A 26,216-nucleotide genomic window follows, 5' to 3' on the forward strand; every position below is an offset into this window, starting at 1 on the left:
GCGTTGTCGAAACCGGCCGCGTCGGCCAGGAACCCGCCGTACTGCGTGTCGCTGCGGCCGGGGCCGTCGCCGGCCAGCGCGGCCAGGTCCCAGCCGCGGTCGCCGGGGAAGTCACCGATGGCGTCGCGGCCGGCCGAGACCAGCTCCCACAGGTCCTCCGGGGAGGCCACCCCGGCCGGGAACCGGCAGGCCATGCCGACGATCGCGATCGGCTCACCGGAGACGTCCACGGACTCGGCCACCGCGGTGCCGGCCCGCTCGCCGAGGAGCATCGCCGCCAGGAACCCGGCCAGCACCTCGGGCGTCGGGTAGTCGTAGACGAGCGACACGGGCAGGGACAGCTGCGTCGCCGCGGCCAGCTGGTTGCGCAGCTCCACCGACATCAGCGAGTCGAAGCCCAGCTCGCGGAACTCCCGGCCGGCCGCGACCTCCGCGGCCGACGCGTGGCCGAGCACCTCGGCGGCGACGGTGCGCACGGTGGTCAGCACCTGCTCGCGCACCTGGGCCCGGCTGAGCCCGTCGAAGGCACCGGCCGGGGCGGCGGTGCCGGTGGCCGCGGTGGCGCGCCGGGCGCCGGCCAGCTCGTGCCAGAGCGGGGTGAGGTCGGTCCGGGCCCGGAGTGCGGAATGGCCGAGGCGCAGCGGGACCAGCAGCGGGTCCTCGGCCGCGACCGCGGTGTCGAACAGGGTCAGGCCCAGCTCCACCGACAGCGGTGGGAGGCCCTCGCGGTGCATCCGGGCGATGTCGACGTCGCGCAGCCGCGAAGCCATCCCCACCTCGGGCGACCAGGCGCCCCAGGCGACGGACACCGCAGGCAGCCCGAGACCGCGCCGGTGCAGCGCCAAGCCGTCGAGGAACGTGTTGGCGGCGGCGTAGTTGCCCTGCCCGGCCACGCCGAGGCTGCCGGCGATCGAGGAGAACAGCACGAACCCGGCCAGGTCGTGGCCCAGGGTGGCCTGGTGCAAGTTCCACGCGGCATCGGCCTTGGCCCGCAGCACGTCATGAACCCGTTGCGGGGTCAGCGAACCGATCACACCGTCGTCCAGCACCCCGGCCGCGTTCACCACCGCCGTCAACGGCGGCTCAATGCTGTCAACGAGCTCCCGCACAGCCTCGGCTTCGGCCACATCACAAGCCCGGACCTCCACCCGGCAGCCCAGCCCGGCCAGGTCCGCCACCAGCTCGTTCATGCCCTCGGCCGCCGGACCCGAGCGACTGACCAGCATGACGTGCCCGAAGCCCTGCCCCGCCAAATGCCGGGCCAGCACCCGGCCCAGCCCACCGGTCCCACCAGTGATCAACACCGAGCCGTCCCGATCCCACCCGGAGTCCCCCCGCGCCAACCGGACCGGCCGCAGCCGGGCGGCTCGCACGTCCTCCGCACCAATCCGCAGCTGCGGCTCGGCCGAGGCCAACGCGGCGGCCAGGTCGGCCGGACCGGCGGTGGGGTCCAGATCGATCAGGCGGAACCGGCCCGGGTGCTCCGACTGCGCCACCCGCAGCAGCCCCCACACCGCCGACGCGGCCACGTCCGCACCGGACCACACACCGCGGGTCACCACGGTCAGCGTGGCGCCGCCGAAGCGGGGCTCCGCCAGCCACTCCTGGGCCACGGACAGCGCGCGACAGGTCAGGTCGTGCGCGGAGACGCACTCGTCGGCGTCGTCACCGGAGAACGCGACCAGCACCGGCGCCGAGCCGTCCCGGATCTCGGCCAGGCCGGGCACCGGCCGGCCTGCGTCGAGATCGAAGGGGTCGGGGCCGACCAGGATCGGCCGGCTCGCGGACGCCGCGGCCGACGCCGGCAGCCAGTCGATGCGGTAGAGGGTCCGGCGGTCGGCGTCCGGCCGGACCGGCTCGGTGTCCAGGTCCAGCTCGGCGGTGAGGACGGGCGCGCCGTGCGGGTCGACGGCGACGAGGTCGGTGCCGGCCAGCCGGACCCGCAGCACCGTGGCGCCGGTGGCGTGCAGGGTGGTGCGGCGCCACCGGTGGGCGAAGCCACCGGGGGCCCCGCCCGAAGCCAGCGCGTGCAGCGCGCTGTCCAGGAGCGCGGGATGCAGACCCCAGCCGTCCTCGGCCGGGCCTTCCACCTCCGCGAACACCTCCGAGCCGCGAGTCCGGACGCCGCGGACACCGGGTCCGGCTGCGGTCACGAGCGCGGCGTCGGCGGGCGGCCACTCCATGCCGGTGACGGCCGGTACGGCGGGCCGGCCGAGGTGGCCGGTGGCGTGCTCGGTCCAGTCGTCCGCGCCGGTGCGGGAGCGCAGCACGAACGGGCGGCTCCCGGCCCGCTCCGCGCCCACGTGCACCTGGACCTGCACCGCGTCCTGCTCGGGCAGCACCAGGGGCGATCGCACGATCAGCTCGCCGAGCGCGCCGCAGCCCAGCTCGTCGCCGGCGCGGATCACCAGTTCCGGGAACGCGTTGGCCGGGAAGGTGATCCGGCCGTCCGGCCGGTGCTCGGCCAGCCACGGGTGCGTGCGCACCGACAGCAGCCCGGTCAGCACCACGCCGGCGGATTCCGGGAGGGTGACGGCGGCGCCGAGCACCGGGTGCCCGATGGTCTGCTGGCCCAGGCCGGACGCGTCCGAGGCGATCGGCTTGGGCGTCGGCCAGTAGCGCTCGTGCTGGAAGGCGTACGTGGGCAACGGGACCGTGCGCGGCCGGTACGGCGCAAAGAAGGCCGCCCAGTCGATCCGGACGCCCCGCACGTGCATCGCCCCCAGCGCCCGCAGGAGACTCTCCTCCTCGGGGTGGCCCTTGCGCAGCACGGCGATCCCGGCCACCTCGGCGAACCCGGCCACGTGCGTGGTCAACGTCGCATCCGGACCGAGCTCGACGAACGTCCGCACCCCCTGGCCCTGCAGCGTGGCCAGCCCGTCGGCGAACCGGACGGTCTCCCGCGCGTGCCGGACCCAGTATCCGGCGTCGAACCCGGTGGCCAGCTCACCGGTCAGGGTGGAGACCACCGGAATCTCCGGGGGGTGGAACTCCAGCCCCCGCACGACTTCGGCGAACTCGTCCAGCATCGGGTCCATCAGTCCGGAGTGGAACGCGTGCGACACCGGCAGCCGCTTGGCCCGCCGGCCCTCCGCGAGCGCCAGCACCGCCGCTTCGGGCCCGGCCAGCACCACCGCGTCCGGCCCGTTCACGGCGGCGATCGAGACGTCGGTTCCCTCGATCCACGCCAGCGCCTCGGCCTCGGCAGCCCGCACCGCCAGCATCGCCCCGCCGGCGGGCAACGCCTGCATCAACCGGCCACGGGCAGCCACCAGCGCACCGGCGTCAGCCAGCGACAGCACACCCGAAACGTGGGCCGCGCTGATCTCGCCGACGCTGTGCCCGGCCACGTAATCGGGCTTCACACCCCATGACTCGACCAGCCGGTACAGCGCCACCTCGACCGCGAACAACGCCGGCTGGGTGTATTCGGTCCGGTCCAGGCCGTCCCCGGTCCACATCGCGGCACGCAGGCCATCGATGTCCAATGTGGACAGTACCTCGTCCAGCGCGGCGGCGAAGACCGGATAGCGAGCCGACAGCTCACGGCCCATCCCCGCCCGCTGTGCGCCCTGGCCCGAAAACAGCACCGCGAGCTTGCCGCGGCCGCGGATGCCGGTCGCGGCCGGGCGGCCGGCCCGCAGCGACTCGCGGTCGGTGAACACCGCGGCGTGGTCGAACGCCGCTCGGGAGGTGACCAGGGACCAGGCCACGTCCACCGGGTTCGGCTCGTGCGCGTCGAGGTGCGCGGCCAGCGCGGCGGCCTGGTCCCGCAGCGCGTCCGGCGTCTTGGCCGACAGCACGAACGGAACCGGCGCCTCGGCCGGCTCCGGCTCCGGCTCGACCGGCTCGGGTGCTTCGATGACGACGTGGGCGTTGGTGCCGCTGATCCCGAAGGAGGACACCCCCGCCCGGCGCGGCCGGTCGGTCGCGGGCCAGCCGACCTGCTCGGTCAGCAGGCGGATGGCGCCCGCGTTCCAGTCCACCCGGGACGACGGCGTTCCGGCGTGCAGGGTCGGCGGCAGCACGCCGTGCCGCATGGCCATGACCATCTTGATCACGCCGGCCACCCCGGCCGCGGCTTGGGCGTGCCCGATGTTCGACTTCAGCGAGCCCAGCCACAGCGGGGTTTCCCGATCCTGGCCGTAGGTGGCGAGCAGCGCCTGGGCTTCGATCGGGTCACCCAGCTTCGTGCCGGTGCCGTGCCCCTCGACCGCGTCGACGTCCGATGTGGACAAACCAGCCGACGCCAGCGCCTGCCGGATCACCCGCTGCTGCGACGGACCGTTCGGTGCGGTCAGGCCGTTGGACGCACCATCCTGGTTCACCGCGGAACCGCGAACGACCGCCAGCACCTCGTGACCATTGCGCCGGGCGTCCGACAGCCGCTCCACCACCAGCACACCGACGCCCTCGGCCCAGCCGACACCGTCGGCGTCGTCGCCGTAGGACTTGCAGCGGCCGTCCGAGGACAGCCCGCCCTGGCGGGCGAACTCGCCGAACTTGTGCGGGGTGGCCATCACGGTCACCCCGCCGGTCAGCGCCAGGCCGCACTCCCCGTTGCGCAGGGCCTGCGCGGCGAGGTGCAGGGAAACCAGCGACGACGAGCAGGCGGTGTCCACGCTCACCGCGGGCCCCTCCAGCCCCAGGGTGTAGGACACCCGGCCGGACAGCACGCTGGCGGCCAGGCCGGTGCCGGTGTGGCCCTGGAGGTCTTCGGCGGCGTTGCCGGCGACGGCGGCGTAACTCTGGCCGTTGGTGCCCACGAACACGCCGGTGGCGCTGCCGCGCAGCCCGGCCGGGTCGATGCCCGCCCGTTCCAGCGCTTCCCACGCCACCTCGAGCAGCTGCCGCTGCTGCGGGTCCATCGCCAGCGCTTCACGCGGCGCGATGCCGAAGAAGCCGGCGTCGAATCCGGTGGCGTCATCGAGGAACCCGCCGCGGGCGTGCCCGCCGTCGAGCTGCCAGCCGCGGTCCGCCGGGAACTCCGTGGTGGCGTCGATCCCGCCGGCGACCAAGTTCCAGAGGTCCTCGGGGGACCGCACCCCGGCGGGCAGGCGGCAGGCCATGCCGACGATGGCGATGGGGTCGTCGGAGAACGGCCGCGGCACGGGCGTGGCCCGCTCGTCGCTCCCGGTGCCGAGCAGGGCGCCGGCGAGGAACCCGGCCAGCCCGGTGGGCGTCGGGTGGTCGAAGGCCAGGGACGCGGGCAGGGCGAGCCCGGTGGCGTCGGCCAGCCGGTCTCGCAGCCGTACCACGCGCAGCGAGTCGAAGCCGAGGTCGGCGAAGTCACGACCCGGGTCCAGGTCGCCCTCGGGGCCGGAGCCGTCGGCGGCCAGCAGCGCGGCCGCCTCACGGGCGACCAGCGCGACCAGGTGCGGCACCCGGTCGGCGGCCGGCAGCCCGGTCAGTTCGCGGGCCAGCGGGCTGTCCACCGCGACCGGGGTCTCGACCGCCGCGGCCGGGGCGGCTGCACCGACGGGCAGCGGCAGCCGGCGGGCGGGGCGATCGGCGAAGAACGCGGCCCAGTCCGGGCCGGCGCCGTGCACGTACAGCTCGGCCAGCGCGGTCACCAGTGCGCGCTCCTCGTCCTGTCCGGCCCGCAGCGCGGCCACCGCCACGCCGGCGCCGGACAGCGACTCGGCGGCCTGGGCGGAAAGCACCGCGTCCGCGCTCAGCTCGAGCACCGCCGTCACGCCGAGCTCGCGCAGGGTGCCGACGGCGTCGGCGAAGCGGACCGCGCCGCGGGCCTGGCGCACCCAGTACTCCGGGCTGGTCCAGTCGTCGTCGGTCACCTGCGCTCCGGTCAGCGTGGACACCGCGGTGAGCCGCACGTCGCGGTAGGTCAAGGATTCGGCGACCTCCCGCAGCCCGGCCAGGGCGGGCTCCACCAGCGGGGAGTGGAAGGCCCGGTTGACCGCCAGCCTCCGGGTGCGGTGGCCCCGCTCGCGCAGCTGCCGCTGCGCGGCCAGGACGGCGTCGGTCGCGCCGGAGAGCACCACCGAGCCCGGCGCGTTCACCGCGCCGACGCACAGCTCGTGCCCGTGCCCGGCCAGCACCGGGCGGACCTGCTCCTCGCCGGCCGCCACGGCGACCATGGCCCCGCCGTCCGGCAGTTCTTCCATCAGCCGGCCGCGGTGGGCGGCCAGCCGGGCGGCGTCGGCCAGTGACCAGACCCCGCCGACGTGTGCGGCGGCCAGCTCGCCGATCGAGTGACCGGTCACCACGTCCGGGCGCAGCCCCCAGGACTCCAGCAACCGGAACAACGCGATCTGGAACGCGAACAGCGCGGGCTGGGTGTAGCGGGTGTGATCGAGCAGCTCCGCCTCCGCGGAGCCGGGCGCGGCCCACAGGACGGTCTTCAGTGGACGGTCGAGGTGCCGGTCCAGTTCCGCGCAAGCCGCGTCGAAGGCCGCCGTGAACACCGGGAAACACCGGTGCAGCTCCCGGCCCATGCCGAGCCGTTGCGCGCCCTGGCCGGAGAACACGAAGGCCAAGCCGCCGTGCCCGGCTTCCCCGCGCATGGCGCCGCCGAGGCCGGCCAGCCCGGCCAGCAGTTCCGCCCGGTCCGCGCCCAGCACCGCGGCGCGGTGCCGCAGCCCGCTGCGGCCGGTGGCCGCGGAGAACGCGACGTCCCGCACGGCCGCCCCGGACTCCAGCACGGCCCCCCAGGCCGCGGCCTGCTCGGCCAGCACGCCGGGCTCCGATGCGGACAGCAGCACCGGCAGGAACCCGGCCCGGCCACCACCGGCTGCCGGATCGCCGCCGGCTGCCTGGTCCCCTGCTGCACTGCCCATCACTCGACCACCTCGAACCTCGTAGGTCTTGCCACGGCTCCGATTGGCGACTGTATGAGCGGCCCGACTGTACTTTTTCCCAAAGGCCGCCCGCTGCCGCGCCGAGCAGCCGGTATTCCGGCCAGAGCTGGGGTTTTCCCAGGGCGTACCGGCGCACACTTCGGGCTGACCCGCCACAGCAGCACGAGGTCCGGCCGCGGGGACGTCGGGTGATTCCCCGCCGGCCGGATGACCGCGACAAGGGAAGGCAGTTCCCATGGACACCGCCCAGCGCCCCATTCTCTTCGTCGGCCTACCGGAGAGCGGGCTGTTGAACCCGCTGCTGGTGCTGGCAGGCGAGCTGGCCGCCCGCGGCACCGAAGACCTCTGGTTCGCCACCGACGAACACCGGCGGGCGGAGGTCACCGCCCTGTCCGGCCGCAGCGAGGTGCGGTTCGCCTCGCTCGGCGACCCGGTGCCGGAGCTGTCCGCGGTCACCTGGGACGACGAGGTGTACGCGGCGGTCACCCAGTGCTCCCGGTTCAAGGCCACCAAGGCGCTGATCGAGCACTCCTACGACCCCAGCCTGCAAGTCGGCAAGTACCGCCGGCTCGAGGCCGTGGTGGAGCAGGTGCGGCCCGCGCTGATGGTGGTCGACGTGATGTGCACGTTCGCGATCAACCTGGCCATCACCAAGGGCATCCCGTTCGTGCCGACCGTGCCGTTCCTGCCCAGCAACGTGCTGACCGGGAACATCCCGTTCAGCAAGTCCTACACACCAAGGGACTTCCCCGTACCGCGCTCGGGCCTGCCGTACCCGATGAGCGCGGCCCAGCAGCTGGCCAACCGCCTGTTCAAGCTGCGCACCGTCCTCATGTTCGCCAATCCCCGGATGTCCAAAGTGCTCAAGCAGGGCGGCGAAATCCGCAAGCAGCTCGGCATCGCGCCGGAGGCCGCCAAGGCGATGGCCCGGATCGACCACGCCGAGCTGGTGCTGTGCTTCTCCGTGGCCGAACTGGACTACCCCTTCGACTTGCCGGAGAAGGTGAAACTGGTCGGCGCGCTCGTTCCCGACCTGCCGCAGGCACCCGGCGACCGCAGCATCACCGACTGGCTGGACGCCCAGGAATCCGTGGTATACCTGGGTTTCGGCACGATCACCCGGCTGACCCGGGACCAGGTGACCGCGCTGGTCGAGGTGGCCCGGCGGATGAACGCGCACCAGTTCCTGTGGAAGCTGCCCAGGGAGCAGCAGCACCTGCTGCCGCCGGCCGGCACGCTGCCGGCCAACCTGCGGATCGAAGGCTGGCTGCCGTCCCAGCTCGACGTGCTGGCCCACCCCAAGGTCCGGGTGTTCTTCAACCACGCCGGCGGGAACGCCTACCACGAGGGCCTCTACTTCGGGAAGCCGTTGGTCTCCCGCCCGCTGTGGGTGGACTGCTACGACCAGGCGGTGCGGGCCGAGAGCCTGGGTGTCGGCCTGACGGTGGACCAGCCGCACACGGTGGATCCGGACGACGTCGTGGACAAGCTGACCCGCGTGCTGACCGACCCGTCGTTCACCGAGAGGGCCGCCCACATGTCCGCGCTGCTGCAGACCGCGGGCGGGCGGCGCACCGCCGCCGATCTGCTGATGAAGCTGCCCGCGCTGGCCTGAGGAGCGAAAAGACTGTGGCCTACACCTATTCCGTATCCCGGCCCAGCCTGACCGGCCGGGAACTCGAGTACGTCACCGAGGGGATCAGCGACGGCTGGATCTCCTCGCAGGGACCGCACGTGCGCCGCTTCGAGCGTGCTTTCGCCGACTACAACGGCGTCGCGCACGGCGTCGCCTGTTCCTCCGGTACCACCGCCCTCACCCTGGCGCTGCGGGCGCTCGGCGTCGGCCCGGGCGACGAGGTGATCGTGCCGGAGTTCACCATGATCGCCAGTGCCTGGGCGGTCACCTACACCGGGGCGACGCCGGTGTTCGTCGACTGCGGGGACGACCTGAACCTCGACGTCGCCCGGATCGAGGAGAAGATCACCCCGCGCACCAAGGTGCTCATGCCGGTGCACATCTACGGCCGCCGCTGCGACATGGACCCGATCATGCGGCTGGCCTACGAGTACAACCTGTACGTGGTGGAGGACTCGGCCGAGGCGCACGGGGTCCGCCCGGTCGGCGACATCGCGTGTTTCTCGCTCTACGCCAACAAGATCATCACCGCCGGCGAAGGCGGCATCTGCCTGACCGACGACGCCCGGCTGGCCGGTCAGATCGCGCACCTGCGGGGCATGGCCTTCTCCGACGACCACTCGTTCCTGCACAAGAAGCTGGCCTACAACTTCCGGATGACCGACATGCAGGCCGCGGTGGCGCTCGCCCAGACCGAGCGGCTGGACGAGCTGCTGGCCGCGCGCAAGGAGATCGAACGGCGCTACGACGAGGGCCTGGCCGGGATCGACGGCATCACGCTGATGCCGCCCCGTGACGTCCTGTGGATGTACGACGTGCGGGCCGAGCGCCGCGAGGAACTACGGGACCACCTGGCCGCCGAGGGCATCGAGACCCGGCTGTTCTTCAAGCCGATGAGCCGCCAGCCCGGCTACTTCGACCCGTCCTGGCCCGCGCTCAACGCCTCCCGGTTCGCCGCGGACGGCTGCTACCTGCCCACCTACGTCGGGCTGACCGCGAGCGACCAGGAGTTCATCACCGGCAAGGTGCGGCAGTTCTACGCCGCCTGACCCCTCCGATCCCCGTCTGCCTACGGAAAGTGCGATGACGAGCACAGACACCCCCATGGTCGACTTCCCGGTGCGGCGACCGGGCGAGGCCTTCCCGCCCGCGGCCTACGCCGGCTACCGCGAACGGCCCGGCCTGGTCCGCACCACGCTGGCCACCGGCCAGCCGGTCTGGCTGGTTTCCCGGCACGAGGACGTGCGGGCCGTGCTGACCGACCGCCGGATCAGCGCGAACCCGGAGAACGAGGGCTTCCCCAAGGTCGGCCGGACCGGCGGGGTGCCGACCCAGAACGAGATCCCCGGCTGGTTCGTCGGTCTCGACCCGCCCGAGCACGACCGGTTCCGCAAGGCGCTCATCCCGGAGTTCTCGGTCCGCCGGATCCGGGCCTGGCAGCCGCTGATCCAGCGCACGGTGGACGAGTGCGTGGAGGCGTTGCTGGCCAAGGACGGCCGAGCCGACCTGGTCGAGGACTTCGCGCTGGCGGTGCCCTCACTGGTGATCTCGACCATGCTGGGCGTGCCCGGCGACGACCGGCCCTTCTTCGAGGCCAAGACCAAGATCCTGGTCAACCTGCAGCGGAGCACCGAGGAGGAGCGCGCGGATGCGGTCCGGCAGCTGCTGCGCTACATCACCCGGCTGATCGGCATCAAGCAGAAGTGGCCCGGCGACGACCTGATCACCCGGATCCTCGCCACCGGGGCCATCACACCCCAGGAGATGTCCGGCGTCGTCATGCTGCTGCTGATCGCCGGGCACGAGACCACGGCCAACAACATCTCGCTGGGCGTGGTGACGCTGCTGGCCAACCCCCAGTGGATCGGCGACGAACGGGTGGTCGAGGAACTGGTCCGCTACCACTCCGTGGCCGACCTGGTGGCCATGCGCACCGCCGTCGAGGACGTCGAGATAGGCGGCCGGCTGATCCGCGCGGGCGAGGGCCTGATCCCGCTGATCGCCGCGGCCAACCACGACACGAACGCGTTCGCCTGCCCGCACGAGTTCAAGCCGGACCGCCCGGCCCGCAACCACGTCGCGTTCGGCTTCGGCGTGCACCAGTGCCTGGGCCAGAACCTGGTCCGGGCCGAAATGGCCGCGGTGTACAAGACGCTGTTCGAGCGGGTGCCGACGCTCCGGATCGACGCTCCCCTCGAGGAACTGCCGTTCAAGTACGACGGCACGCTGTTCGGCCTGCATGCGCTGCCCGTGCGCTGGCAGCCTTCGAGCGCACCCGGACAAGGAGGGCAAGGATGAGCGAGACCGGCGAACAGCCCAGGGTGGTCCGCTGGTTTTCGGCACTGGGATCGGCCCTTACGGGGCATCGGGTCGACCGCTCGCACCCGGAGGCGGTCGAGCTGACCGGACCGTGCTTCCCCGCTTGGTGCGTGGCCTTCGCCGGCAGCACCTGGAACGGCGTCGGTGCTCCCCCGCCCGGCCCGTGCGGCTCGCACTGCGCGCAGCGCCGCTGAACCCCGGCCCCACGACCCGAAGAGGAACGATCGTGCAGATCACCGTCGACCCCGGACGCTGCATCGGCGCGGGTCAGTGCGTGCTGACCGCGCCGGACGTGTTCGACCAGAACGAAAGCGGCATCGTCACGGTGCTGCGGCCGGCACCGGCCGGCGGTGACGCGGCCGCCGCGCGCGAAGCCGCGCTGGTGTGCCCGTCCTCGACGATCACCGTCGAATAGCACTCGCCGAAAGGGAGGAACCATGACCACGACGGAGGAACGGGTGCTGCTCGCGTCCGACGAGCCCTTCGTGCGACGGCTGTGCCCGCACCTGCGGGAACCGTACGACGGTCCGCCGGTCCGGCGGATCGTCACCCCGGCCGGGGACCACGCGTGGCTGGTGTCCCGGTACGCCGAGATCAAGGGGCTGCTGCGCGACGACCGGCTCGGGCGCTCGCACCCGGATCCGGGCCACAAGCCGCAGTACGCCGGCAACCCCACCTACGACCTGGCCACCGCCGCCGACCACGGGGCCGGGGACAAGTTCCACCACGACCTGCGCAAGGTGCTGCAGCCGCACTTCGCGGCCCGGCACATGCTGCACCTGCGGCCGAAGGTGGAAGAGCTGACCGCGGGACTGGTCGAGGCGTTCGCCATCCGGCCGCGACCAGCAGACCTGCACGCCGGCCTGTCGGCCCCGCTGACCCTGCTGGTGATCTGCGAGCTGCTGGGCGTGCCCGCGGACGAACGCGAGCAGTGTGCGGCCCTGGTGTCCCGGATGGGCGGCGTGGCCGACGAGCAGGGCGACGGCACAGCCGCGTTCTTCGGCTACCTGCGCGACCTGGCCGCGCGCAAGCGGGCGGCGCCGGAGGACGACGTCATTTCCCGCCTCGTGACCGGCAACGATGTGACCGACGAGCAGGTCGGCGAGATCGCCATGCTGTTGCTGTTCGCCGGCATCGGCTCGACGGTCAAGCAGATCGACTACGGTTTCCTGTTGCTGGCCAACGATCCGGCGCAGCGCGACGCGGTGGCGGCCGATCCGGACCTGGTGCCCAGGGCCGTCGAGGAGATGCTGCGGGTCTCCGGCAGCCTCAGCCTGCCGCGTTACGCCCGCGAGGACATCGAGATCGGCGGCGTGACCATCGGCGAGAACGAGCTGGTGCTGCTGGACCTGGCCCGGGCCAACATGGACGTCGACGCCTTCGACTGCCCGGCCGAGTTCGACGTCGGCCGGGCGCCCAACCGGCACCTGACCTTCGCGCACGGTGCCTGGGCCTGCATGGGGGCCCCGCTGGCCCGGATCCTGATGCAGGTGCTGTTCACCCGCCTGCTGAGCCGCCTGCCCGGCCTGCGGCCGCTGATCCCCGCGGCCAAGGTGGCCACCACGGACGCCCCGCTGGGCGGCGGCCTCACCGACGAACTGCTCGTCACCTGGTAAGTCCCCGTCCGCAAGGGCCGTCACCTTCCGGTGGCGGCCTTTTCGCGTGGTCGCACCGCCCGCTCCGGGAGAAAGTCACCGCGTCACACCGGAAAGCCGCGGGCCCCGGCTGCCGGCCGGGGCCCGCGGCCCTTCACGGCCTCAGGGCGCCGGAGCCAGTGACGGCAGCTCCGCCAGCCACTCGCCGATGATCGCGGCCGTCAGCGGGGCGTCCTCTTGGGACAGGGCGAAGTGGTTGGACTGCACCGTGCGGATCGTGTCGGTGCCGTCCACCAGTGCCCGCTGCTCCGGGGGCGCCTCGCTGCCCTCCTCGCCGCAGCGCACCAGGATCTTCGGCACCGTCGTCCGGTAGTCGGCCATGGCCGGCAGCTTGTTCAGCCAGGACGCCATGCCCGTCAGCCGGGCCGCTTCGATCGTGGTGGTCTCCGACTGGATGTTGGTCATCAGGTCCTCGGCCATGCCCATGTAGTCGGTCGAGTCGTCGCCGCTGTGGCGGAGACTGAGCGTGTCCAGCATGACGACGCCGGCCGCGCGGACGCCCCACGTGTTCTCCAGCAGGCCCGCCGCGGCGAGGGCGAGCACGCCGCCGGAAGAGTGGCCGACGATCACGAACGGCTCGCCGTCCGCGGCCTCCAGCACGCTCTCCGCGACCACCCGGGCGGCGGCCGCCGCGGAGGCGGGCAACGGCTCGTTCCGGGCGAAGCCGATCAGCGGCAGCGACCGCACGGTCCGGGAACCCTGGAACTGCGCGGCGATCCGGGCGTACTGGTGCACGCCACCGACCACGACCGGGGAGCTGATGCAGATCAGCCGCGGCCCGTCCGGGCCTTCGGACAGGGTGAGCGGCGCGGGCAGCTCCGCCAGCTCGGCCGGTGCGTCGAAGGTGGGCCGGACCGCGGCGACTGCCTTCAGCATGTCCATGCCGGCCTGCAGTTTCCCGGCGCGCAGGGACTCGAAGAACAGGTGCCCGACCGTGTCGTGCACGGCCGCGCCGCCGAGGCCGGCCCCGCCGCCGGAACCGGAGAACGCGCCGCCGGCCGTCAGTTCGGCCGCGAGCCAGCCGGCCAGCCGGGCCGGGGTCGGGTTGTCGAAGATCACCGTGGCCGGCAGCCGCAGCCCGGCCGCCTCGGCCAGGCTGTTGCGCAGCTGCACGGCGATGAGCGAGTCGAAGCCGGCCTCCACGAACTGGGTGTCGACGTCGACCGCGGCCGCGTCCGTGTGCCCGAGGGCGCGCGCCGCGTGCTCGACCACCACCGAGCCCAGCAACGCCACCCGGCCGGCCGGCTCGAGCCCACGCAGCCGGTCGATCAGGCTCGGCCCGGCGGCGGCCGCACCCGCGGCGGCCGCGGACCGGCGCGGCGCCGGCACCAGGGTGCGCAGCACCGAGGGCACCGGGCCCTGGGCCCGGGCGGTACCGGCGGGCAGCGCGACCAGCAGCGGCTCGATGGTGGCGACGGCCGCGTCGAACAGGGTCATGCCCTGCTCGAGGTCGATCATCGAGGCCGCGCCGGCCGCGGCCCGCCGGCGGTCCGTGGCGCTGAGCGTGCTGGTCATGCCGCCGGAGGCCGCCCACGGGCCCCAGGCGATCGAGGTCGCCGGCAGACCCTGCTGCCGGCGGTAGGCGGCCAGGGCGTCCAGGAAGGTGTTGGCCGCCGCGTAGTTGCTTTGCCCGCTGCCACCGAGGATCCCGGCGATCGAGGAGTAGAGGACGAACGCGGCCAGCGGCCGGCCTTCGGTCGCCCGGTGCAGGTTCCACGCGGCGCCGGCCTTGGGCGCGAGCACGGTGTCCAGCCGCTCGGGCGTCATCGACTCCAGCACGCCGTCATCCAGAACACCCGCGGCATGAACGACAGCCGTCAACCGGAGATCCGACACCAGCTTGCGCACCGCCTCGAAATCACTGACGTCACACGCGGCGAACGATACCGCCTCACCCAGCTCGGCCCGCAACTCCGCCGCACCCGCAGCCGCACCACCACGCCGGCTCACCAACAGCACACGCCGCTGCCCCTGCGCCACCAGGTGCCGCGCCAGGTGCGCGGCCAGCCCACCGGTGCCACCGGTGACCAGCACGGTCGCCGCCCGGTCCCAGACCGGCGGCAGGGTGAACACGGCGTAGTCGTGCTGGGCGAGGGCCGCCGGTGCCTGCCGGAGGTCGAACAGCGGCGCGCCCACGCGCAGCGCGCCGGCGTCGGTGACGCCCGGCGCCACCGGGGCCAGCGACGAGGCGGCCACCACCAGCGGGGCGGTGCCGACCTCGCCGGACACCGTGGTCGTGACCCGGTCGCCGACGGCCACCCCGGATACACCGCTCCCGGCTTCGGTCACCACGCCGGCGACCTTGACCGGGCCGGACCGGCCCAGCGCAGCCGCGGTGAGCCGCAGCCGGGCTTCCTGCTCGCCCGTCGGCACCTCGGCCGGGCCGGGCACGGCGCGCAGCTCGCCGTCGGTCCGTTCGACCACCCACGGTCCGGCCGGCGGCACCAGCGAAGGCGCCTCGGCGAGCCGGGCCAGGCGGGCCACCCTTGCCACGCCGCCGCGCACCGCCACCTGCGGCTCGTCCGCGAGGAGGCCACCCAGGCCGGGCAGCGCGGCGAGCGACTCGGGACGGTCGTCGATGTCCAGCAGCACGAACCGGTCCGGGTGCTCGGACTGCGCGGTGCGCACCAGCCCCCAGGCCGCCGAGGCGGCCAGGTCGGTGAGCGTCGAGCCGGGCACGGCGACCGCACCGCGGGTGACCACGACAAGCCGGGTTCCGGTCAGCTCCGGCCGCGCCACCCAGTCCTGGATGACGTCGAGCACCTGCGCGGTCACCTCGTGCACCGCGGCCGCCCCGCCGCCGCCGACCTGGAACACCGCCCAGTCGGGCCGGGAGACGGCCAGCAGGGCGGCGGTGTCCACGGTGGGCGCCCCGAGCGCGGTGGCCAAGCCGAAGACGTCGTGGCGAAGCACCGACCAGCGGTGCCCGGTGGCCGCCGGAACCGGCTGCTCCGGCCAGCCGAGGTGCAGCAGGCCGTCCCGGGCGCCGGTGGCCGCCGGCGCGGTGGCGGAACGCAGCCGGAGCGAGCGCACCGAGAGCACCGGGTTGCCCGCCACATCGGTGGCGGCCAGGGTGACGGCCTCCCCGTCCTGGTGCCAGTGCGCTCGCAGCTGCCGGGCGCCGCTCGCGTGCAGGCTCACGCCGTTCCACGAGAACGGCAGCCGGCCACCGCTGCGTTCCGGCGACACGTTCGCCTGCAGCGCCGCGTCCAGCAGGGCCGGGTGGATCCCGAATCCCCCGTCCGCGGCGGTGTCCCCGGGCAGCTCCACCTCGGCGTAGAGGTCGTCGCCGGCGCGCCAGACCGAGCGCAGGCCCTGGAAGGCCGGGCCGTAGACCAGCCCGGTGGCGGCCATCCGCGCGTAGAAGTCGGTGAAGTCGACCGGTTCGGCACCGGCCGGCGGCCACGGCGTGGACGTCCGGTCGGCGGGCACGGGTTCCGGCGCGAGCACGCCGCTCGCGTGCGCGGTCCACGCCCGGGTGGCGTCACCGGCCGGGCGGGAGTAGATCCGCACGTCCCGATGGCCCGCGGTGTCCGCGCGGCTTACCACCACCTGAAGCGACACCGTGTCGGAGCGGCCGAGCACCAGCGGCACGGACAGCGTCAGCTCCTCGACCCGCGCACAGCCGACCTGGTCGGCGGCCCGGATCGCCAGCTCGAGGAAACCGGTGCCGGGGAACAGGACGGTGCCGCCGACCTGGTGGTCGGCCAGCCACGGGTGGGTGACCGTCGAGACGCTGCCGGTCAGCAGCACGCCGTGGTCGTCGGCCAGGCCGACCGAGGCGCTCAGCAGCGGGTGCCCGGCGCTGATCAGCCCCCAGTCGGCGGCCTCGCCGGTGCGGGCGGACGGCGTGGGCCAGAACCGCCGGTGCTGGAACGGGTAGGTCGGCACCGGCACGGTGCGCCCGCCGAGGTCGGCGTAGCACCGGTCCAGGCCCACTTCGGCGCCGGCCGCCCAGACCTGGCCCAGCGCGGTGACCGCGGCAGCCTCCTCCGGAGCCTCGCGCAGCGCGGGCACGACGGTGGCCTGGCGACCGGTGTCGGCCAGGGTCTGGCTCATCATCGAGGTCAGGGTGTGGCCGGGGCCGATCTCCAGCAGCGTGCCCACCCCGGCGTCGAGCAGGGCGAGGACGCCGTCGGCGAAGCGCACCGGCTCGCGCACGTGCCGCACCCAGTAGTCGACGTCGGACACCTCGCCGGTCACCGGGCGGCCGGTCAGGGTGGAGACGAGCGGAACGGACGGCTCGCGCAAGTCGATCCCGGCCAGCGCGGACCGGAACGGCGCGAGCATCGGCTCCATCAGGGGCGAGTGGAAGGCGTGGGACACCGGCAGCCGCTTGGTCCGGCGGCCCCACCGCTCGACCTGCCCGGCCACGGCGGTCACGGCGGGCTCGGCCCCGGCGACGACCACCGCGCCGGGTGCGTTCAGCGCCGCGATGGCCACCTGCTCGCCGTGGGGCGCGAGCAGCGGCGCGACCTCGGCCTCGGTGGCCGGCAACGCCACCATCGCACCGCCGGCGGGCAGCGCCTGCATCAGGCGGGCCCGGGCGGCCACCATCCGGGCGGCGTCGGCGAGGGACAGCACCCCCGCCACGTGCGCGGCGGCGATCTCGCCGACGCTGTGCCCGGCCACCGCGGCCGGTTTCAGGCCCCAGGACTCCCACAGCCGGAACAGGGCGACTTCGACGGCGAACAGCGCCGGCTGGGCCCAGCCGGTCTCGTTCAGCGCGGCCTGGTCCCCGCCCCACAGCACGTCCTTGAGCGACCCGGGCAGCAGCGGGTCGAGCAGGCCGCAGATCTCGGCCAGCGCCTCGGCGAAGACCGGGAAGGCGGCGGCGAGCTCCCGGCCCATACCCGGCCGTTGCGCGCCCTGCCCGGAGAACACCACGCCCACGGCGGGGTTCCCGGCCACGCCGGTGGCGACCTCGGGCCGGTCGGTGGTGCCCGGGCGGGCCAGCAGCACGGCCCGGTGGTCCAGCCCGGAGCGGGCGGTCAGTGAGCGGCCGATGTCCACCGGTGAGCCGGCGCACTCCCGCACCCGCTCGACCTGGGCCCGCAGCGCGGCTTCGGACTTGGCCGACACCGGCCAGGGCAGCGCCGCCGCGGTCCGCAGCGGCGTGGCCGGCACCTCGGCCGGCTCGGCGGCCTGCTCCAGGATGACGTGGGCGTTGGTGCCGCTGACGCCGAAGGAGGACACCCCGGCCCGGCGCGGCCGCCCGGTGTCCGGCCACTCGACCGCCTCGGTGAGGATCCGGGCCCGCCCGGCGGTCCAGTCCACGTGCGAGGACGGCTTGTCCACGTTCAGGGTCTTGGGCGCGATGCCGTGGCGCATGGCCAGCACCATCTTGAGCACGCCGGCCGCGCCCGCGGCGGCCTGGGTGTGCCCCAGGTTGGACTTGACCGACCCCAGCAGCACCGGCGTTTCGCGGTCCCGGCCGTAGGTGGCCAGCAGAGCCTGTGCCTCGATCGGGTCGCCGAGGGTGGTGCCGGTGCCGTGCGCCTCGACCACGTCGATGTCCGATGTGGACAGTCCGGCGCTGGCCAGCGCCTGCGTGATGACCCGCTGCTGGGACGGGCCGTTGGGGGCTGTGAAGCCGTTGGACGCGCCGTCGGAGTTGACCGCGGAGCCGCGCAGCACGGCCAGGACGTGGTGTCCGTTGTGCCGGGCGTCCGACAGCTTCTCCAACACCAGCAGGCCGATGCCTTCGGACCAGCCGGTGCCGTCGGCGGCGTCGGCGAAGGCCTTGCAGCGGCCGTCGGCGGCCAAGGCGCCCTGCCGGGTGAAGCCGGCGAAGCGCAGGGCGGTGGACATCACGGTGACGCCACCGGCCAAGGCCAGCGTGCACTCACCGGACCGGAGCGCCTGCGCGGCCAGGTGCATCGCCACCAGCGCCGAAGAGCAGGCGGTGTCCACAGTGACGGCCGGTCCCTCCAGCCCCAGGGTGTAGTTGACGCGGCCGGCCAGCGCGCTGGCGGCCAGGCCGGTGCCGGCGTGCCCGTCCACGTCCTCGGCCGAGCGCAGCACGAGGTTGCCGTAGTCCTGGCCGTCGGTCCCGGCGAACACCCCGGTCCGGCTGCCCCGCAGGGCCAGCGGGTCGATCCCGGCTCGCTCGAACGCTTCCCACGACAGCTCCAGCAGCAGCCGCTGCTGCGGGTCCATGGCGACGGCCTCGCGCGGCGAGATCCCGAAGAACGCGGCGTCGAACCCACCGACGTCGGGCAGGAAGCCGCCCTCCAGCGTGGCACTCGCGCCGCGGCCCTCGCCGGCCAGGGCGGCCACGTCCCAGCCGCGGTCCTCCGGGAACGGGCCGATCGCGTCCTGCCCGGCCTCGACCAGCCGCCACAGGTCCTCGGGGCTGTCGATGCCGCCGGGGAACCGGCAGGCCAGGCCGACGATGGCGACGGGCTCGTGGCGGCCGGCTTCGGCTTCCTCCAGCCGCCGCCGGGTCTCGTGCAGATCCGCGGTGACCCACTTGAGGTAGTCGACGAGCTTCTTGTCGTCCGGCATCGGGCGTCCTTTCTGCTGCGCGTGCGGTGGGTCAGCGGTTCTTCAGCCGGCCGAGTTCGTTGTCGATGAAGGCGAAGACGTCGTCGGTGCTGGCGGATTCGATGAGTTCGGCCACCCCGCCGCCGGTTCCGGTGCCGCGGTCGCTCGTGCCCCACAGCGCCAGCAGCGCGCGCAGGCGGCCGGTGACGCCGGTGCGGGTCAGCTCGTCCGGTTCGCCGGCCGCCATCGCGGCCTCCAGCCGGTCCAGCTCGGCCAGCACCGACGGCCCGCTGTCGAGGCCGGTGTCGGCGACCAGTTCGGCCAGCAGGTGCGCGGCCAGCGCCCGCGGCGTGGCGTAGTCGAACACCAGCGTCGCGGACATCCGCAGCCCGGTGGCGACGGTCAGCCGGTTGCGCAGCTCGACCGCGGTCAGGGAGTTGACGCCGAGTTCCTGGAACTCGCGGTCGGCTTTGAGCTCGCCGGGCGACGGCAGAGCCAGCACCGCGGCGGCCTCGGTGCGCACGAGATCGAGCAGCAGGGTGAGACGTTCGTCCTCGGGCAGTGCGGTCAGCTTTTCCACCAGGCCGGCCTGCGAGGCGGCCGCGCTGACGGCCGTCCGCCGGGCCGCGCGGACCAGGTTGCGCAGCAGCGGCGGCACGCCGGCCGGCGCTCCGGTCCCGGCCGGGTTCGTCGCGGTGGCGACGATCAGCGGCTCGTCCGTGCCGATGGCGGCCTCGAACATGGCCGCGCCTTGGCCCGCGTCGATTTCGGCGACGCCGCTTGCCTTGGTGCGGTGGCGGTCGGCCTCGCTGAGCGTGCTGGTCATGCCGCCGGAGGCCGCCCACGGGCCCCACGCGATCGAGGTCGCCGGCAGACCCTGCTGCCGGCGATAGGCGGCCAGGGCGTCCAGGAAGGTGTTGGCCGCCGCGTAGTTGCTCTGCCCGCCGGCCCCGAACACGCCGGCCACCGAGGAGTAGAGCACGAACGCGGCGAGCGGCCGGCCTTCGGTCGCCCGGTGCAGATTCCACGCGGCGCCGGCCTTGGGCGCGAGCACCGTGTCCAGCCGCTCGGGCGTCATCGACTCCAGCACCCCGTCATCCAGGATTCCCGCGGCGTGCACCACGGCCGTCAGCCGGAGTCCCGACACCAGCTTGCGCACGGCCTCAAAATCACTGACGTCGCATGCGGCGAACGAGACCGCCTCGCCCAGCTCCGCCCGCAACTCCGCCGCCCCCGGGGCCGCGGCACCACGCCGGCCTGCCAGCAGCACATGTCGCTGCCCCTGGGCCACCAGGTGCCGCGCCAGGTGCGCGGCCAGCCCACCGGTGCCACCGGTGACCAGCACGGTCGCCGCCCGGTCCCAGACCGGCGGCATGGTCAGCACCAGCTTGCCGATGTGCTTGGCCTGCTGCATGTGGCGGAACGCGCTGCGGCCCCGGCGGACGTCCCAGGCGCGGACCGGCAACGGCCGGATCGCGTCCTTGGCGAACAGCCGGAGCAGCTCCGCCAGCATTTCGCCCATCCGGTCCGGTCCGGCCTCGGACAGGTCGAACGCCCGGTACCGCACGCCCGGCGGGTTCTCCCGGACGTCGGTCTTGCCCATCTCCAGGAAGTGCCCACCGGGCTTGAGCAAGCGCAACGAAGCATCGATGAACTCACCGGTCAGCGAATTCAACACCACGTCCAAACCGGCACCGATCAGCGGCGCGAACGCCCCCTCGAAGTCCGTCGTACGCGAAGAAGCAATGTGATCATCGGCAATACCCATGGCCCGCAAGGTGTCCTGCTTGGCCGGGCTCGCCGTGGCGAACACCTCCGCTCCCAGGTGCTTCGCCAGCTGGACGGCGGCCATGCCCACGCCGCCGGTTCCGGCGTGCACCAATACCTTCTGCCCGGCCCGCAGGTCGGCCAGGTCGGTGAAGGCGTAGAAGGCGGTGAGGAACACCAGCGGCACCGAGGCCGCGGTCTCGTCGGTCCAGTCGTCCGGCACGCGGGTGAGGATGCGCTCGTCGAGGGTGAGCGGCGCGGTGCGAATGCTGCCGGGCACGATGCCCATGGCCCGGTCGCCGACGGCCAGCCCGGTCACGTCCGGGCCGACCTCGGTGACCACCCCGGCGCCCTCGGCGCCGAGCGGACCGGCCGGGCCCGGGTAGAGGCCCAGTGCGTTGAGCACGTCCCGGAAGTTCATGCCCGCGGCCGTGATCCGCAGCCGGACCTCCCGGCCCCGCAGCGGCTGCGCGGGCGCGTCGACCGGAGCGAGGTACAGATCGTCCAGGCTGCCGGAGTGCTTGCTGTCCAGGCACCACTCCCCCGACGGCGGCACCAGCGACGACGACGTCGCCAACCGGGCCAGCCGGGCCACCCGCACCACGCGGTCGCGCACCGCGATCTGCGGCTCCTCCCGCAGGACGGAGGCGGCGAGCCCGGGCAGCACGTCGGCGCTCCCGGCGTCGAGGTCGAGCAGCACGAACCGGTCCGGGTGCTCGGACTGGGCCGTGCGCACCAGCCCCCACACGGCAGCCGCCGCCGGATCGGTCACCTCGTCCACCGCACCCCGGGTCACCACGACCAGCCGGGCCGGCTCCAGCTCGGGCCGGGACAACCAGTCCTGCAGCACCCCCAGCACGCGGGCCGCAGCCTCGTGGGCCACGGACGGCCCGGCCGCGACGCCGCCGCCGTCGATTTCGAGCACGGCCCAGTCCGGCACTTCGCCGAACCCGGCCAGCTCACCGGGGGAACCGGCCGTGGTGGCCGAGAGCGCCGGGGCCAGGCCGAAGGGGTCGTCGCCGAGGACCACCCAGTGCTGCCCGGCCGCCGAGGCGGTGGGCTGCACGGTCTCCCACTCCAGCCGCAGCAGGGATTCCCGGACGTCGGTGGCCGGAGCGGCGGCACCGGCTGCGGTGGCCGAGCGCAGCCGCAGGGACTCGACCGAGATCACCGGGTTGTCCGCCACGTCGGTGGCGGCCAGCGACACGGCGTCGCCGTGCCGGCGCCAGCGCACCCGCAGCACCGTGGCGCCGCCGGCGTGCAAGCTGACACCGCTCCACGAGAAGGGCAGCAGGCCCTGACCCGAACCGGCGTCGAACAGTTCGCCGCTGACCTGGAGGGCGGCGTCCAGCAGGGCCGGGTGCAGACCGAACCCGGCGGCGGCGGAGACCGCCGGTTCGGGCAGCGCCACCTCGGCGTACAGGTCTTCACCGTGGCGCCAGGCACCACGCAGGCCCTGGAAGACCGGGCCGTACACCAAGCCGGATTCGGCCAGGCCGGTGTAGAAGGTGTCCAGGCCGACCGCCTCGGCCCCGGCCGGCGGCCATTGCGTGGGGACCCACTCGGTGCGGGTCTCGCCGGGGGCGAGCACTCCGGTGGCGTGGTGGGTCCAGGTGCCCTCCGGGCGGCTCGCGGGGCGGGAGTGGATGCGCAGGTCGCGGCGGCCGGTCTCGTCCGGCGCCCCGACCGACACCCGCACGGCGACGGCCTCGCCCCGGGCCAGCACCATCGGCACGGCCAGGGTCAGCTCCTGCACCTGCCGGCAGTCGACGTGGTCCCCGGCTCGCACGGCCAGTTCGAGGAAACCGGTGCCCGGGAACAGGATGGCGGCGCCGACCTGGTGGTCGGCCAGCCACGGGTGGGTGGTGGTGGACAGCCGGCCGGTGAGCACGACACCTTCGTCGTCGGGCAGGCCGACCGCCGCGCCGAGCAGCGGGTGCCGCGCGGAGACGAGGCCCCAGTCGGCGGCGCTGCCGTTCCGGCCGGTGGCCGTGGGCCAGAACCGCTCCTCCTGGAACGGATAGGTGGGCAGGTCGATCGGGCGGCCACCCAGCCCGGCGAAGAACGCCGGCCAGTCGACCTCGGCACCGGCCACGAAGGCCGCCCCCAGCGCCGCGACCGCCGACCGCTCTTCGGGCGCCTCCCGCAGCGCCGGGATCACCGCAACGGCGGGGTCGTCGACGATCTGGTGCACCATCGACGCCAGGCCGGTTCCCGGCCCCAGCTCGACGAACACCGAAGTCCCCGCCGCTCGCATCGCGGCCACCCCCGCCGCGAACCGCACCGGCTCACGCACATGCCGCACCCAGTACTCCGGGTCACACACCTCATCGCTCACCAACGCCCCGGTCAGGTTCGACACCAACGGAATCCGCGGTTCGGAAAGCTTCACACCCGCCACGACCGACCGGAACTCCGCCAGCATCGGCTCCATCAACGGCGAATGGAACGCGTGCGACACCGGCAGCCGCTTGACCCGCTTGCCCTGCCCCCGCAACACCTCCGCGATCTCCAGCACCACCGGCTCAGCCCCGGCCAACACCACCGACTGCGGCCCGTTCACCGCCGCAATCGACACCTCACCCACACGGCCGGCCAGCAACGGCGACACCACGTCCTCGCCCGCACCCACCGCCACCATCGCCCCACCGCCGGGCAACGCCTGCATCAAGCGCGCCCGCGCCGACACGACCGCGCACGCGTCGGCCAACGAAAGCACGCCCGCGACGTGGGCCGCGGCGATCTCGCCCACCGAGTGACCCGCGACCGAGCCGAACCGCAGTCCCCACGACTCCCACAGCCGGTAGAGCGCGACCTCGACCGCGAACAACGCCGGCTGTGTCATGCCGGTCCGGTCCAGCGCCTCGGCGTCCGTGCCCCACAGCACGTCCCGCACCCCGGTGTCCAAACCGGACAGCACTTCGTCGAGGGCCGTGGCGAACACGGGGAACCGGGCCGCCAGCTCCCGGCCCATCCCCGGGCGCTGCGCACCCTGGCCCGAGAACACCGCGCCCACCGATACCTCGCCGGCTTCTCCGGAGGCGACCACGTCGACCCCCTCGGCGCCGGCCAGCAGCACCGCCCGGTGCTCGAACACCGACCGCGTCGTCGCCAGCGAGAATCCGACGTCCACCGGGTCGGCAGTGCAGTCCCGCACCCGCGCGACCTGCTCCGCCAGCGCCTCCGCGCTCTTGGCCGAAACCACCCACGGCACCACACCAGGCTCGACCGGCCGGGACTCGGCCACCACCGGCTCGGGCGGAGCCTGCTCCAGGATCACGTGCGCGTTCGTGCCACTGACCCCGAAGGCCGACACACCGGCCCGGCGCGGCCGGTCGACCGACGGCCACGCGGCCGGTTCGGTGAGCAGGGAAACCGCACCGGACTCCCAGTCCACGTGCGTAGACGGCGCGTCGACGTTGAGGGTCCGCGGGGCGACGCCGTGTTCGAGCGCCTGCACCATCTTGATCACCCCGGCCACCCCGGCCGCGGCCTGGGTGTGCCCGAGGTTGGACTTCACCGAACCCAGCAGTACCGGGGTTTCCCGGTCCCGGCCGTAGGTCGCCAGCAGGGCCTGCGCCTCGATCGGGTCACCCAGTCGCGTGCCGGTGCCGTGCCCCTCGACCACGTCGACGTCCGAAGTGGACAGCCCGGCGGACGCCAGCGCCTGGCGGATCACCCGCTGCTGCGACGGCCCGTTGGGCGCGGTGAAGCCGTTGGACGCGCCGTCGGAGTTGACGGCCGAACCCGCGACGACGGCCAGCACGTGGTGACCGTGGCGGCGGGCGTCGGACAGGCGCTCCAGCACCAGCACGCCGGCGCCCTCGGACCAGCCGGTGCCGTCCGCGCTGTCGGCGTAGGCCTTGCACCGCCCGTCCTGGGCCAGGCCACCCTGGCGGCCGAACTCGGCGAAGGGCACCGGCGACGACATCACGGTCACGCCACCGGCCAAGGCCAGCGAGCAGTCGCCGGTGCGCAGCGCCTGCGCCGCCAGGTGCAGCGCGACCAGGGAGGAGGAGCAGGCGGTGTCGATCGACACCGACGGGCCCTCCAGGCCGAAGGTGTAGGACAGCCGGCCGGAGATCACGCTGACCGTGGTGCCGGTCATCACGAAGCCCTCGGCCGCCGGGTCGCCGAACAGCAGGCCGGCGTAGTCGGCGTCGGAGGCGCCGATGTAGACGCCGGTGGGCGTGCCGGCCAGCGACAGCGGGTCGATGCCGGCCCGCTCGATCGCTTCCCACGCGGTTTTCAGCAGCACCCGCTGCTGCGGGTCCATGGCGATGGCCTCGCGCGGCGAGATGCCGAAGAAAGCCGGGTCGAACCGGGCGGCGTCCTCGAGGAAACCACCGACCGGGGACAGCGACACGGTGTTGCCCTCCGGCGTGTACCGGCCGGCGTCCTCCCAGCCGCGGTCGCCCGGGAAACCGGAGATCACGTCCCGGCCGTCCACGACCAGCTGCCACAGGTCTTCGGGCGTGTGGATCCCGCCCGGGTAGTGGCAGCTCATGCCGACGACGGCGATCCGGTCGTCGTCCGAAGCGGGGCCGGTGGTCACCGCGGGCACGTTGGTTCCGGCGGTGGGCACGGCCTCGCCGAGGACCTCGGTGAGCAGGAACGTGGCCAGCCGGACCGGGGTCGGGTAGTCGAACACCAGGGTCGCGGGCAGCCGCTGCCCGGTGGCACCGGCCAGCCGGTTACGCAGCTCGACGGAGCTGAGCGAGTCGAACCCGAGCTCCCGGAATTCCTGTTTCGCGCCGACGAGGTCCATCGAGGGGTGGCCGAGCACGGCGGCCGCCTCGCCGCGGATGATGCCCAGCAGGTGCTGGTGCCGGTCCGCGGCGCGCATTCCGGCCAGTTCCGCGGCCAAGCCGCCCGGTGCGAGCGGGCCGGCCGCGGCGGCGGTGCGGCGGGCGCCGCGGACCAGGTCGCGCAGGATGGACGGGACCGTGCCCTGGGGCGCGGCGGCGCCCCCCGCGGTGGCCATCACCACCGGCTCGTCGGTGGCGATCGCCGTGTCGAACATGGCCATGCCCGGCCCGGCTTCGATGCCGGCGAGGCCGGCGGCGGCGGTCCGGCGGCGGTCGGTCTCGGTCAGCCCGGCGGTCATGCCGCTGGAGCCGGCCCACGGGCCCCAGGCCACCGAGGTGGCCGGCAGGCCGAGCCGGTGCCGGTAGCCGGCCAGCGCGTCCATGGCCACGTTGGCGGCGGCGTAGCTGCCCTGGCCGGGGCTGCCGACCAGGCCGGCGGCCGATGAGTACAGCACGAACGCGGCCAGCGGCTGGTCGAGGGTGGCCTGGTGCAGGTGCCAGGCGGCGTCCACCTTGGGCGCCAGCACGGTGTCCAGGCGCTCCGGGGTGATCGAGCCGAGTACTCCGTCGGCCACCACCCCGGCCGCGTGCACCACCGCCGTGATGGTCCGGCCGTCGATCAGCTCGCGCACGGCGGCCGGGTCGCTGACGTCGCAGGCGGCGATGGTCACGGCGTCGCCCAGTTCCGCCGCCAGTTCGGCCGCGCCGGGCGCGGCCGGGCCGCGGC

General features: G+C 74.0%; 9 protein-coding genes. 6 read left to right on the top strand and 3 right to left on the bottom strand.

Going from position 1 to position 26,216, the window contains the following annotated elements:
- The coding region (locus AB0F15_RS40365) for an SDR family NAD(P)-dependent oxidoreductase (RefSeq protein ID WP_360282336.1) at window positions 1–6,797 on the bottom strand (6,797 nt) is incomplete at its 3' end.
- A 256-nt stretch (window positions 6,798–7,053) separates the two neighbouring features.
- On the opposite strand from AB0F15_RS40365, the gene AB0F15_RS40370 reads away from it, so the two are divergent.
- Genes AB0F15_RS40370 through AB0F15_RS40395 form a run of 6 tightly spaced genes read left to right on the top strand, consistent with a single transcriptional unit; the run spans window position 7,054 to window position 12,389 of the window.
- On the top strand, window positions 7,054–8,433 hold the full coding sequence (locus AB0F15_RS40370) for a glycosyltransferase (protein WP_360282339.1): 1,380 nt from the start codon (window positions 7,054–7,056) through the stop codon (window positions 8,431–8,433).
- 14 nt (window positions 8,434–8,447) lie between these two features.
- Window positions 8,448–9,503: a DegT/DnrJ/EryC1/StrS family aminotransferase gene (locus tag AB0F15_RS40375; RefSeq protein WP_020638037.1), complete on the top strand. Its 1,056-nt coding sequence runs from the start codon at window positions 8,448–8,450 to the stop codon at window positions 9,501–9,503.
- 34 nt (window positions 9,504–9,537) lie between these two features.
- Entirely contained in the window at window positions 9,538–10,752 is a 1,215-nt protein-coding gene (locus AB0F15_RS40380) for a cytochrome P450 (RefSeq protein ID WP_360282341.1), read from the top strand.
- Entirely contained in the window at window positions 10,749–10,967 is a 219-nt protein-coding gene (locus AB0F15_RS40385; RefSeq protein ID WP_360282343.1) for a hypothetical protein, read from the top strand. The genes AB0F15_RS40380 and AB0F15_RS40385 overlap by 4 nt, the downstream gene beginning before the upstream one ends.
- A 32-nt stretch (window positions 10,968–10,999) precedes the next feature.
- Complete coding sequence (locus AB0F15_RS40390; protein WP_360282345.1) at window positions 11,000–11,188, top strand: ferredoxin; 189 nt, start codon at window positions 11,000–11,002, stop codon at window positions 11,186–11,188.
- Window positions 11,189–11,210: 22 nt separating this feature from the next.
- Window positions 11,211–12,389: a cytochrome P450 gene (locus AB0F15_RS40395; protein WP_360282347.1), complete on the top strand. Its 1,179-nt coding sequence runs from the start codon at window positions 11,211–11,213 to the stop codon at window positions 12,387–12,389.
- A gap of 141 nt (window positions 12,390–12,530) precedes the next feature.
- On the opposite strand, the gene AB0F15_RS40400 is transcribed toward AB0F15_RS40395, so the two are convergent.
- Together AB0F15_RS40400 and AB0F15_RS40405 are read right to left on the bottom strand one after the other, a co-directional pair.
- Window positions 12,531–18,935 (bottom strand): SDR family NAD(P)-dependent oxidoreductase, encoded by a 6,405-nt coding sequence (locus AB0F15_RS40400; protein ID WP_360282349.1) that lies wholly within the window; start codon window positions 18,933–18,935, stop codon window positions 12,531–12,533.
- Between the two features lie 31 nt (window positions 18,936–18,966).
- Complete coding sequence (locus AB0F15_RS40405) at window positions 18,967–26,184, bottom strand: SDR family NAD(P)-dependent oxidoreductase (RefSeq protein ID WP_360282351.1); 7,218 nt, start codon at window positions 26,182–26,184, stop codon at window positions 18,967–18,969.
- Between the last annotated feature and the right edge of the window lie 32 nt (window positions 26,185–26,216).

The sequence above is a fragment of the Amycolatopsis sp. NPDC026612 genome (assembly GCF_040638285.1).
Lineage (GTDB): Bacteria > Actinomycetota > Actinomycetes > Mycobacteriales > Pseudonocardiaceae > Amycolatopsis.

Excerpts from the sequence above, each read along its gene's own strand:
- AB0F15_RS40370 (WP_360282339.1), top strand. The coding sequence starts at position 7,054 with ATGGACACCGCCCAGCGCCCCATTCTCTTCGTCGGCCTACCGGAGAGC.
- AB0F15_RS40380 (WP_360282341.1), top strand. The coding sequence starts at position 9,538 with ATGACGAGCACAGACACCCCCATGGTCGACTTCCCGGTGCGGCGACCG.
- AB0F15_RS40385 (WP_360282343.1), top strand. The coding sequence starts at position 10,749 with ATGAGCGAGACCGGCGAACAGCCCAGGGTGGTCCGCTGGTTTTCGGCA.
- AB0F15_RS40395 (WP_360282347.1), top strand. The coding sequence starts at position 11,211 with ATGACCACGACGGAGGAACGGGTGCTGCTCGCGTCCGACGAGCCCTTC.
- AB0F15_RS40400 (WP_360282349.1), bottom strand. The coding sequence starts at position 18,935 with ATGCCGGACGACAAGAAGCTCGTCGACTACCTCAAGTGGGTCACCGCG.